Source organism: Pseudomonas sp. RGB (assembly GCF_007713445.1).
GTDB lineage: Bacteria > Pseudomonadota > Gammaproteobacteria > Pseudomonadales > Pseudomonadaceae > Aquipseudomonas.
Genome location: NZ_VMSH01000012.1, coordinates 1 through 12,190, shown reverse-complemented (window position 1 = coordinate 12,190; position 12,190 = coordinate 1). Strand labels below are relative to the sequence as shown.

At 61.4% G+C, this 12,190-nt stretch carries 10 protein-coding genes; all 10 read left to right on the top strand.

Annotated features, from left to right (window positions below; all coding sequences use genetic code 11):
- The first annotated feature begins 1 nt into the window (after position 1).
- Positions 2-499, top strand: coding sequence for an NADH-quinone oxidoreductase subunit NuoE (nuoE, locus tag FPT15_RS22220; RefSeq protein WP_056861694.1), 498 nt, complete (start codon positions 2-4; stop codon positions 497-499).
- A complete protein-coding gene (nuoF, locus tag FPT15_RS22215) occupies positions 496-1,854 on the top strand; it encodes an NADH-quinone oxidoreductase subunit NuoF (RefSeq protein ID WP_106579872.1) in 1,359 nt (452 codons plus the stop codon). Before nuoE ends, nuoF begins: the two co-directional genes overlap by 4 nt.
- 135 nt (positions 1,855-1,989) lie before the next feature.
- Positions 1,990-4,704, top strand: a complete 2,715-nt coding sequence (nuoG, locus tag FPT15_RS22210; protein ID WP_145164682.1) for an NADH-quinone oxidoreductase subunit NuoG — start codon at positions 1,990-1,992, stop codon at positions 4,702-4,704.
- The gene (gene nuoH / locus FPT15_RS22205) at positions 4,701-5,708 is read left to right on the top strand and encodes an NADH-quinone oxidoreductase subunit NuoH (RefSeq protein WP_053256843.1); all 1,008 of its coding nucleotides are present in this window, start codon (positions 4,701-4,703) and stop codon (positions 5,706-5,708) included. Before nuoG ends, nuoH begins: the two co-directional genes overlap by 4 nt.
- Before the next feature lie 11 nt (positions 5,709-5,719).
- Positions 5,720-6,268, top strand: a complete 549-nt coding sequence (gene nuoI, locus FPT15_RS22200; RefSeq protein WP_003174725.1) for an NADH-quinone oxidoreductase subunit NuoI — start codon at positions 5,720-5,722, stop codon at positions 6,266-6,268.
- A gap of 9 nt (positions 6,269-6,277) precedes the next feature.
- Positions 6,278-6,781, top strand: coding sequence for an NADH-quinone oxidoreductase subunit J (gene nuoJ / locus FPT15_RS22195; RefSeq protein WP_017137519.1), 504 nt, complete (start codon positions 6,278-6,280; stop codon positions 6,779-6,781).
- Positions 6,782-6,783: 2 nt separating this feature from the next.
- Entirely contained in the window at positions 6,784-7,092 is a 309-nt protein-coding gene (gene nuoK / locus FPT15_RS22190) for an NADH-quinone oxidoreductase subunit NuoK (protein WP_003219560.1), read from the top strand.
- Positions 7,089-8,942, top strand: a complete 1,854-nt coding sequence (nuoL, locus tag FPT15_RS22185; RefSeq protein ID WP_145164680.1) for an NADH-quinone oxidoreductase subunit L — start codon at positions 7,089-7,091, stop codon at positions 8,940-8,942. Before nuoK ends, nuoL begins: the two co-directional genes overlap by 4 nt.
- A gap of 49 nt (positions 8,943-8,991) precedes the next feature.
- Entirely contained in the window at positions 8,992-10,524 is a 1,533-nt protein-coding gene (gene nuoM, locus FPT15_RS22180; RefSeq protein ID WP_106579875.1) for an NADH-quinone oxidoreductase subunit M, read from the top strand.
- Between the two features lie 7 nt (positions 10,525-10,531).
- Positions 10,532-11,995: an NADH-quinone oxidoreductase subunit NuoN gene (nuoN, locus tag FPT15_RS22175; RefSeq protein ID WP_145164678.1), complete on the top strand. Its 1,464-nt coding sequence runs from the start codon at positions 10,532-10,534 to the stop codon at positions 11,993-11,995.
- Positions 11,996-12,190: the final 195 nt, after the last annotated feature.

Sequence of the window (12,190 nt, the reverse complement as noted above, 5' to 3'; positions counted from 1 at the left end):
CATGAACAGCACGCTTATCCAAACAGATCGTTTCACCCTGAGTGAAACCGAGCGCTCGGCCATCGAGCACGAGCTGCATCACTACGAAGACCCGCGCGCGGCGTCGATCGAGGCCTTGAAAATCGTCCAGAAGGAACGTGGCTGGGTGCCGGACGGCGCCCTCTACGCCATCGGCGAGATCCTCGGCATCCCGGCCAGCGACGTTGAAGGCGTGGCCACGTTCTACAGCCAGATCTTCCGTCAGCCGGTGGGCCGCCACATCATTCGCGTGTGCGACAGCATGGTCTGCTACATCGGTGGCCACGAGTCAGTGGTCAGCGAGATCCAGAACAAACTGGGCATCGGCCTCGGCCAGACCACCGCGGACGGGCGCTTCACGCTGCTGCCGGTGTGCTGCCTGGGCAACTGCGACAAGGCGCCGGCGTTGATGATCGACGACGACACATTCGGTGACGTGCAGCCTGCTGGCGTGACCCAATTGCTCGAGGGCTACCCATGACCCTTACATCTTTCGGCCCGGCCAACCTGATCAAGCGTTCGGCCGAGACTCACCCGCTGACCTGGCGCCTGCGTGACGACGGCGAGCCTGTATGGCTCGACGAGTACCAGGCCAAGAACGGTTACGCCGCCGCGCGCAAAGCCTTCGCCGACATGGCTCAGGACGACATCGTCCAGACCGTGAAAGACGCCGGCCTCAAAGGCCGCGGCGGTGCAGGCTTCCCCACGGGCGTTAAGTGGGGCCTGATGCCCAAAGACGAATCCATCAACATCCGCTACCTGCTGTGCAACGCGGATGAAATGGAGCCCAACACCTGGAAAGACCGCATGCTGATGGAGCAACTGCCCCATCTGCTGATCGAAGGCATGCTGATCAGCGCCCGTGCGCTGAAAACCTACCGGGGCTACATCTTCCTGCGTGGCGAATACACCACCGCCGCCAAGCACCTCACCCGTGCCGTAGAAGAAGCCAAGGCTGCAGGCCTGTTGGGCAAGAACATCCTGGGTTCGGGCTTTGACTTTGAACTGTTCGTGCACACCGGCGCCGGGCGTTACATCTGCGGTGAAGAAACCGCACTGATCAACTCCCTCGAAGGCCGCCGCGCAAACCCGCGCTCCAAGCCGCCCTTCCCTGCCGCCGTAGGCGTGTGGGGCAAGCCGACCTGCGTAAACAACGTGGAAACCCTGTGCAACGTGCCGGCGATCATCGCCGACGGCGTGGACTGGTACAAATCGTTGGCCCGCGAAGGCAGTGAAGACATGGGCACCAAGCTCATGGGCTTCTCCGGCAAGGTCAAGAACCCTGGCCTGTGGGAGCTGCCGTTCGGCGTGACCGCACGCGAGCTGTTCGAGGACTACGCCGGCGGCATGCGCGACGGCTACACCTTGAAAGCCTGGCAGCCAGGCGGCGCCGGCACCGGTTTCCTGCTGCCTGAGCACCTGGACGCACAAATGTATGCCGGCGGCATCGGCAAGGTCGGCACCCGTATGGGGACCGGCCTGGCGATGGCGGTGGACAACACCGTGAACATGGTCTCGCTGCTGCGCAACATGGAGCAGTTCTTCTCCCGCGAATCCTGCGGTTTCTGCACCCCATGCCGTGACGGTTTGCCCTGGAGCGTGAAGCTCTTGATGGCAATCGAGAAAGGCGAAGGCCAGCCAGGCGACATCGAGACCTTGCTGGGTCTGGTCGGTTTCCTCGGCCCAGGCAAGACCTTCTGTGCTCACGCACCGGGCGCCGTGGAACCATTGGGCAGCGCAATCAAATACTTCCGCTCTGAATTCGAGGCTGGCATCGCACCTGCGCGCGCCGGCGATCTGAATCAGGTGGTCACACCGACCATGGTTGGTGCGTAACGCTTAAAAAGGCGAAGGGCCCGTGCTCTTCGCCTTCTCATGTGCTGACGCCTTTATGGCTGTGTAGATGCACATGAATAACAAGATTCCATTAGCCACGCCCGCTGACAACGGGCCAACGAAGAACTTTGAACCATGGCCACTATCCACGTAGACGGCAAAGCGCTCGAAGTCGATGGGGCAGACAACCTGTTACAGGCATGTCTCTCACTAGGCCTCGACATCCCTTATTTCTGCTGGCACCCAGCCCTTGGTAGCGTTGGTGCCTGTCGCCAGTGTGCGGTCAAGCAGTACACCGACGAGAACGACACCCGTGGTCGTATCGTCATGTCCTGCATGACGCCAGCCACCGACAACACCTGGATCTCCATCGAAGATGAAGAATCCAAGGCGTTCCGCGCCAGCGTTGTCGAATGGCTGATGACCAACCACCCCCACGACTGCCCGGTCTGTGAGGAAGGCGGTCACTGCCACCTGCAAGACATGACGGTGATGACCGGCCACAACGAGCGCCGTTATCGCTTCACCAAGCGTACCCACCAGAACCAGGACCTCGGCCCGTTCATTTCCCACGAAATGAACCGCTGCATCGCCTGCTACCGGTGCGTACGCTTCTATAAAGACTACGCCGGCGGCACCGACCTGGGCGTATTCGGCGCCCACGACAACGTGTACTTCGGTCGCGTTGAAGACGGCGTGCTCGAAAGCGAGTTCTCCGGCAACCTCACCGAGGTCTGCCCGACCGGTGTGTTCACCGACAAGACTCACTCCGAGCGCTACAACCGTAAGTGGGACATGCAATTCTCGCCGAGCATCTGCCATGGCTGCTCCAGCGGTTGCAACATTTCCCCGGGCGAGCGTTACGGCGAACTGCGTCGCATCGAAAACCGCTTCAACGGTTCGGTCAACCAGTACTTCCTGTGCGACCGTGGCCGTTTCGGCTATGGCTACGTCAACCGCGAAGACCGCCCGCGCCAGCCACTGCTGGCCGATGGCGCCAAGCTGAGCCTGGACGACGCGCTGGATAAAGCCGCCGAGCTGCTGCGCGGCCGCAACATCGTCGGTATCGGTTCGCCACGCGCCAGCCTCGAAAGCAACTACGCGTTGCGCGAGCTGGTCGGCGCCGAGCACTTCTACTGCGGTATCGAAGCCGCTGAGCTGGAGCGCATTCGCCTGGTCCTGCAAGTGCTGAACGACAGCCCGTTGCCGGTGCCGAACATGCGTGACATCGAAGACCACGACGCGATCTTCGTGCTCGGTGAAGACCTGACCCAGACCGCCGCGCGTATCGCGCTGTCGCTGCGTCAGTCGGTCAAAGGCAAAGCCGAAGACATGGCCGATGCCATGCGCGTTCAGCCTTGGCTCGACGCTGCGGTGAAAAACATCGGCCAGCACGCGCTGAACCCGCTGTTTATTGCAAGCCTGGCTGAAACCAAGCTCGACGACATCGCCGAAGAATGCGTCCACGCCGCACCTGACGACCTGGCCCGCATCGGTTTCGCCGTGGCTCACGCCCTGGACGCCAGCGCGCCTGCCGTCGAAGGCCTCGACACCGAAGCCGGTGAACTGGCCCAGCGCATCGCCGACGCCCTGCTGGCCGCCAAGCGTCCATTGATCATTGCCGGTACCTCGCTGGGTTCCAAAGCACTGATCGAAGCGGCTGCCAACATCGCCAAAGCCTTGAAGCTGCGTGACAAGAACGGTTCCATCAGCCTGGTCGTGCCGGAAGCCAACAGCCTCGGCCTGGCCATGCTCGGCGGCGAATCCCTGGACGCCGCGCTGCAAGCCGTGACTGACGGTCAAGCCGACGCCATCGTGGTGCTGGAAAACGATTTGTACACCCGCACGGATTCGGCCAAGGTCGACGCCGCGCTGGATGCCGCCAAAGTACTGATCGTTGCCGACCACCAGAAGACCGCCACCAGCGATCGCGCCGACCTGGTGCTGCCCGCCGCCACCTTCGCCGAAGGCGACGGTACGCTGGTCAGCCAGGAAGGCCGCGCCCAGCGCTTCTTCCAGGTGTTCGATCCGAAGTACATGGACGCCAGCATCCTGGTTCACGAAGGCTGGCGCTGGCTGCATGCCCTGCGCGCTACCCTGCTGAACCAGCCGATCGACTGGACCCAGCTTGACCACGTCACCGCAGCGGCCGCCGCAAGCGCCCCGCAGCTTGCACGTATCGTTGATGCTGCACCGTCTGCCTCGTTCCGCATCAAGGGCTTGAAACTGGCCCGTGAACCGTTGCGTTACTCCGGTCGTACTGCCATGCGCGCCGACATCAGCGTGCACGAACCGCGTACACCGCAAGACCCTGACACCGCGTTCGCCTTCTCGATGGAAGGTTACTCGGGTTCGGTCGAGCCACGTCAGCAGGTGCCGTTTGCCTGGTCTCCGGGCTGGAACTCGCCACAGGCCTGGAACAAGTTCCAGGACGAAGTGGGTGGTCACATCCGTGCTGGCGACCCGGGCACGCGCCTGATCGAAAGCACCGGTGACTCGCTGAACTGGTTCACTGCCGTACCGCGTCCGTTCAACCCGGCCCAGGGCACCTGGCAGGTTGTGCCGTTCTTCCACCTGTTCGGCAGCGAAGAGACCTCTTCGAAAGCCGCGCCGGTTCAAGAGCGCATCCCGGCCGCTTACGTGTCCGTGGCCAAGTCCGAAGCCGACCGCCTGGGCGTCAACGACGGTGCCCTGCTCAGCCTGAACGTCGGTGGCAAGACCCTGCGTCTGCCGCTGCGCATCAATGACGAGTTGGGCGCGGGCCTGGTTGCACTGCCTAAAGGCCTCGCCGGCATTCCGCCTGCGATCTTTGGCCAAACCGTTGACGGTCTGCAGGAGGCAGCGCAATGACCTGGTTCACCCCTGAAGTGATCGACGTGATCATCTCGGTCGTCAAGGCCATCGTGATCCTGTTGGCCGTGGTCGTTGCGGGCGCCCTGCTCAGCTTCGTCGAACGTCGCCTGCTGGGCTGGTGGCAGGACCGTTACGGTCCTAACCGCGTTGGCCCATTCGGCATGTTCCAGATCGCTGCCGACATGCTCAAAATGTTCTTCAAGGAAGACTGGACCCCGCCGTTTGCCGACAAGGTGATCTTCACCCTGGCACCGGTCGTGGCCATGAGCGCCTTGCTGATTGCCTTCGCCGTTATCCCGATCACCCCGACCTGGGGCGTCGCGGACCTGAACATCGGCTTGCTGTTCTTCTTCGCCATGGCCGGTCTGTCGGTCTACGCGGTGCTGTTCGCCGGTTGGTCGAGTAACAACAAGTTCGCCCTGCTGGGCAGCTTGCGGGCTTCGGCCCAGACCGTGTCTTACGAAGTGTTCATGGGCCTGGCGCTGATGGGCATCGTGGTGCAGGTCGGCTCGTTCAACATGCGCGACATCGTCGAGTACCAGGCGCAGAACCTGTGGTTCATCATTCCGCAGTTCTTTGGCTTCTGTACCTTCTTCATCGCTGGCGTCGCCGTGACTCACCGTCACCCGTTCGACCAGCCGGAAGCGGAACAGGAACTGGCCGACGGTTACCACATTGAATACGCCGGCATGAAATGGGGCATGTTCTTCGTCGGTGAATACATCGGCATCATCTTGATCTCGGCATTGCTGGTCACGCTGTTCTTCGGCGGCTGGCACGGCCCGTTCAACATCCTGCCGCAACTGGCGTTCTTCTGGTTCTTCTTGAAGACGGCGTTCTTCATCATGCTGTTCATCCTGCTGCGCGCTTCTATTCCGCGCCCACGCTATGACCAGGTGATGGATTTCAGCTGGAGATTCTGCCTGCCGCTGACCCTGATCAATTTGCTGGTGACGGCTGCTGTTGTGTTGTTGAACACGCCAGCCGGCGCGGTTCAGTGAGGATTTGACCCATGTTCAAATATATTGGCGACATCGTTAAGGGTACCGGTACCCAGTTGCGAAGCCTGGTGATGGTTTTCGGCCATGGCTTTCGCAAACGCGACACCCTGCAATACCCGGAAGAAGCGGTGTACCTGCCGCCGCGCTATCGCGGCCGTATCGTGCTGACCCGCGACCCCGATGGCGAAGAGCGTTGCGTAGCCTGCAACCTGTGCGCCGTGGCGTGCCCGGTGGGTTGCATCTCCCTGCAGAAAGCTGAAACCGAAGACGGTCGCTGGTACCCGGACTTCTTCCGCATCAACTTCTCGCGCTGCATTTTCTGCGGCCTCTGCGAGGAAGCTTGCCCGACCACCGCGATCCAGCTGACACCGGATTTCGAGATGGCCGAGTTCAAACGTCAGGACCTGGTGTACGAGAAAGAAGATCTGCTGATCTCTGGTCCCGGTAAAAACCCTGATTACAACTTCTATCGTGTTGCAGGTATGGCCGTTGCCGGTAAGCCGAAGGGCGCCGCACAAAACGAAGCCGAGCCGATCAACGTGAAGAGCTTGCTGCCTTAAGGAAGAAAGATGGAATTCGCTTTCTATTTCGCGTCGGGTATTGCAGTGGTGTCCACGCTTCGCGTGATCACCAACACCAACCCCGTGCACGCCCTGCTCTACCTGATCATTTCGCTGATCGCCGTGGCCATGACCTTCTTCAGCCTCGGCGCGCCGTTCGCCGGTGTCCTGGAAGTGATCGCCTACGCCGGCGCCATCATGGTGCTGTTCGTGTTTGTGGTGATGATGCTCAACCTGGGGCCGGCTTCGGTCGCCCAGGAACGCGTCTGGCTCAAGCCCGGCATCTGGCTTGGCCCGGTCATCCTCGCAGCGCTGCTGCTGGGTGAACTGCTGTATGTCTTGTTCGCTCACCAGAGCGGCCAGGCCATCGGCCACACCACCGTAGACGCCAAAGCCGTGGGCGTCAGCCTGTTCGGCCCGTACCTGCTGGTGGTCGAACTGGCTTCGATGCTGCTGCTCGCTGCAGCCATCACCGCCTTCCACTTGGGCCGCAACGAAGCCAAGGAGCAATGACGATGCCTGCTATCCCTTTGGAGCATGGTCTGGCGGTCGCCGGCATCCTGTTCTGCCTTGGCCTGGTCGGCCTGATGGTTCGCCGTAACATTTTGTTCGTGTTGATGAGCCTGGAAATCATGATGAACGCTGCGGCACTGGCCTTCATCGTGGCAGGTAGCCGTTGGGGCCAGCCGGATGGACAAGTCATGTTCATTCTGGTGATCAGCCTGGCAGCCGCCGAGGCCAGTATTGGCCTGGCGATCCTGCTGCAACTGTATCGTCGCTTCCACACGCTTGATATCGACGCTGCCAGTGAGATGCGCGGATGAACATGATCTTTCTGACTTTCGTATTTCCCCTGATCGGTTTCCTGCTGCTGTCGTTCTCCCGTGGACGCTGGTCGGAAAACCTGTCTGCCCTGATCGGTGTGGGTTCCATTGGCCTGTCGGCAATTGTCGCCGCCTACGTCATCTGGCAATTCAACGTGGCACCGCCCGAAGGCGGCCACTACACCCTGGTACTGTGGCAGTGGATGTCGGTTGAGGGCTTCAAGCCCAACTTCGCGATCTACATCGACGGCCTGTCGATCACCATGCTAGGCGTGGTGGTGGGTGTGGGCTTCCTGATCCACCTGTTCGCGTCCTGGTACATGCGCGGCGAAGCGGGCTACTCGCGCTTCTTCTCGTACACCAACCTGTTTATCGCCAGCATGCTGTTCCTGGTGCTGGGCGATAACCTGTTGTTCCTGTACTTCGGTTGGGAAGGCGTGGGCCTGTGCTCGTACCTGTTGATCGGTTTCTACTACAGCAACCGCAACAACGGTAACGCGGCACTCAAGGCGTTCATCGTTACCCGCATTGGCGACGTGTTCATGGCCATCGGCCTGTTCATCCTGTTCCAACAAGTGGGCACGCTGAACATCCAGGAACTGCTGGTGCTGGCGCCGCAGAAATTCCAGGTCGGTGATTTCTGGATCACCCTGGCGACCCTGATGCTGCTGGGTGGCGCGGTCGGTAAATCTGCGCAGCTGCCACTGCAAACCTGGCTGGCGGATGCGATGGCCGGCCCTACTCCGGTGTCCGCACTGATCCACGCGGCAACCATGGTAACCGCCGGCGTCTACCTGATTGCCCGTACCCACGGCCTGTTCACCCTGGCGCCGGAAATCCTGCACCTGGTGGGCCTGGTCGGCGGCGTGACGCTGGTACTGGCCGGCTTCGCCGCGCTGGTGCAGACCGACATCAAGCGTATCCTCGCCTACTCGACCATGAGCCAGATCGGCTACATGTTCCTGGCCCTGGGCGTCGGTGCCTGGGACGCGGCGATCTTCCACCTGATGACCCACGCCTTCTTCAAGGCCCTGCTGTTCCTTGCCTCCGGTGCGGTGATCGTTGCCTGCCACCACGAGCAGAACATCTTCAAGATGGGCGGCCTGTGGAAGAAACTGCCGTTGGCCTATGCCAGCTTCATCGTCGGCGGTGCCGCTCTGGCTGCGCTGCCGTTGGTGACCGCAGGTTTCTACTCCAAAGACGAAATCCTCTGGGAAGCTTTTGCCAGCGGTAACCAGAACCTGCTGTACGCAGGCCTGGTCGGTGCCTTCATGACCTCGCTGTACACCTTCCGCCTGATCTTCATCACCTTCCACGGTGAAGCCAAGACCGAAGCACACGCAGGCCACGGCATCTCCCACTGGTTGCCACTGTCGGTGCTGATCATCCTGTCGACCTTCATCGGCGCCATGATCACCCCGCCACTGGCCGGCGTACTGCCGCAAAGCGCTGGCCACGCCGGCGGCGCAGCCAAGCACAGCCTGGAAATCGCCTCGGGCGCCATCGCCATCGCCGGTATCCTGCTGGCGGCGCTGCTGTTCCTGGGCAAGCGTCGTTTCGTGACGGCGGTTGCCAACAGCGGCATTGGCCGTTTCCTGTCGGCCTGGTGGTTCGCCGCCTGGGGCTTCGATTGGATCTACGACAAGCTGTTCGTCAAGCCATACCTTGCTATCAGCCACATTCTGCGCAAAGACCCGCTCGACCAGACCATCGGTTTGATCCCGCGTGCCGCCAAGGCCGGTCACACCGCCCTGAGCCGCAGCGAGACTGGCCAACTGCGTTGGTATGCAGCTTCCATGGCCGTCGGTGCCGTGCTGGTGATCGGCGCCATCGTTGTGGTAGCGGTCTGACTATGAACATTGCGTACTTTGCGAACTTGCGAAAGGAAACGAGCCCGTCATGATTCTGCCCTGGCTAATCCTGATCCCCTTTATCGGCGGCCTGCTCTGCTGGATGGGTGAACGCTTCGGCGCCACCCTCCCCCGCTGGATTGCGTTGCTGACCATGTCCCTGGAACTCGCACTCGGCCTCTGGCTGTGGGCGCATGGCGACTATTCATTTGCTCCGGCACCGGGTGTCGATCCCACCTTCGCGCTTGAATTCAAGCACGTGTGGATTCAGCGCTTCGGCATCAACGTGCACCTGGCCCTCGACGGCCTGTCGCTGTTGATGATCCTGCTGACCGGCCTGCTGGGTATCCTCTCGGTACTCTGCTCCTGGAAAGAGATTCAGCGTCACGTGGGTTTCTTCCACCTGAACCTGATGTGGATTCTGGGCGGCGTTGTCGGCGTGTTCCTGGCGCTGGACCTGTTCATGTTCTTCTTCTTCTGGGAAATGATGCTGGTGCCGATGTACTTCCTCATCGCGCTCTGGGGTCACAGTTCTTCGGACGGCAAGAAAACCCGGATCTACGCGGCGACTAAGTTCTTCATCTTCACTCAGGCTTCCGGCCTGATCATGTTGGTGGCGATCCTGGGTTTGGTACTGGTCAACTTCAACAACACCGGCGTGATCACGTTCAACTACGCCGACCTGTTGAAAACCAAGATGTCGCTGACCACCGAGTACATCCTGATGCTGGGCTTCTTCATCGCGTTCGCGGTGAAGCTGCCGGTGGTGCCGTTCCACTCCTGGCTGCCTGACGCTCACGCCCAGGCGCCGACCGCAGGTTCTGTGGACCTGGCCGGTATCCTGCTGAAAACCGCTGCGTACGGCCTGCTGCGTTTCGCCCTGCCGCTGTTCCCGAATGCCTCGGCCGAGTTTGCGCCGATCGCCATGACCCTGGGTCTGATCGGGATCTTCTACGGCGCGTTCCTGGCCTTCGCACAAACCGACATCAAGCGTCTGATTGCCTTCTCGTCCGTTTCCCATATGGGCTTCGTACTGATCGGCATCTACTCCGGCAGCCAACTGGCGCTGCAAGGCGCAGTGATCCAGATGTTGGCCCACGGTGTTTCGGCCGCTGCCCTCTTTATCCTGAGTGGTCAGCTGTACGAGCGCCTGCACACCCGTGACATGCGTGAAATGGGTGGCGTGTGGTCGCGCATCGCGTACCTGCCGGCGATCAGCCTGTTCTTTGCCGCCGCGTCCCTGGGCCTGCCGGGCACCGGTAACTTCATCGGCGAGTTCCTGATCCTGATGGGTTCGTTCGTGCACACGCCGTGGATCAGCGCCATCGCTACCTCCGGCCTGGTATTCGGTTCGGTCTACTCGCTGATCATGATCCACCGTGCGTACTTCGGTCCGGCCAAGTCCGACACCGTCCTGCACGGGATGGATGCTCGCGAACTGATCATGGTGCTCGGCCTTGCGGTGCTGCTGATCTACATCGGCGTGTACCCGCAACCGTTCCTGGACACTTCTGCCGCGACGATGCATGGCGTGCAGCAGTGGTTCGGCACCGCCTTCACTCAACTCGCTTCGGCACGGTAAGAGCGCTATGGAATTCACGATCCAACACTTTATCGCGCTTGCGCCGCTGCTGATCACCAGCCTCACCATTGTGGTGGTGATGCTGGCGATCGCCTGGCGCCGCAATCACTCGCAAACGTTCCTGCTGTCCTGTGCCGGTTTGAACCTGGCCCTGCTGTCGATTATCCCGGCACTCAAGGTTGCGCCACTGGCGGTCACCCCGCTGATGATGATCGATGACTTCGCGCTGCTGTATATCGCGTTGATCCTCGTCGCCACACTGGCGTGCGTGACCCTCGCCCACGCCTACCTCGGCGAAGGCGGCACGGGCTACCCGGGCAACAAGGAAGAGCTGTACCTGCTGATCCTGCTGGCTGCGGCCGGCGGTATCGTGCTGGTCAGCGCGCAGCACCTGGCCGGTTTGTTCATCGGCCTGGAGCTGCTGTCGATCCCGACTTACGGTCTGGTGGCCTACGCCTTCTTCAACAAGCGCTCCCTGGAAGCCGGCATCAAGTACATGGTGCTGTCGGCCGCCGGTTCCGCGTTCCTGTTGTTCGGTATGGCCCTGCTCTACGCAGAAGCCGGCAGCCTGAGCTTCACCGGTATCGGTCACGCCCTGGCCGCCAGCAACAGCCCGGCGCCGATCGCCCAACTGGGCCTGGCGATGATGCTGATCGGCCTGGCGTTCAAGCTGTCCTTGGTGCCTTTCCACCTGTGGACCCCGGACGTGTACGAAGGCGCCCCGGCGCCGGTGGCTGCGTTCCTGGCCACGGCCTCCAAGGTTGCGGTGTTTGCGGTGATGGTGCGTCTGTTCCAGATCTCGCCTGCCGCCAACACCGGCGTGCTGAGCAACGTGCTGACCGTGATCGCCATTGCGTCGATCCTGTTTGGTAACCTGCTGGCCCTGACCCAGAACAACCTCAAGCGTCTGCTCGGTTATTCGTCCATCGCTCACTTCGGCTACCTGCTGATCGCCCTGGTGGCGAGCAAAGGCCTGGCCGTGGAAGCCATCGGCGTGTACCTGGTCACCTACGTCATCACCAGCCTCGGCGCGTTCGGTGTGATCACACTGATGTCCTCGCCGTACAAAGGCCGTGATGCCGATGCCCTGTACGAATACCGCGGCCTGTTCTGGCGCCGTCCGTACCTGACTGCCGTGCTCACCGTGATGATGCTGTCGCTGGCCGGTATCCCGCTGACCGCAGGCTTTATCGGTAAGTTCTACATCGTCGCGACCGGTGTCCAAGCCCACGAATGGTGGTTGGTGGCGTCCCTCGTGCTGGGTAGCGCCATCGGCGTGTTCTACTACCTGCGCGTGATGGTCACCCTGTACCTGATCGAGCCAAACCTGCGCCGTGTGGACGCCGAGCTGCACTGGGAACAGAAAGCCGGTGGCGTGATGCTGCTGGCCATCGCCCTGCTCGCGTTCTTCCTGGGTGTGTACCCACAACCGTTGCTCACCCTGGTGCAGCACGCGGTACTGGGCGTTTGATCGCTTAGGACTACGCAGTAAACAGAACGGCGCCTTCGGGCGCCGTTTTTGCGTTCTGGGGGAATGTATTGGGCAAGGTGTCTGGAGTTCTTGGTACCTATCCGTTATTTGGGTTAGGGCCGGTCGCGGCTAAACCGGCGTCCTGCCGGTTTACCCGCTCCGTACTACCTGCGTTCGGCCAGCGTGGTTTAACGG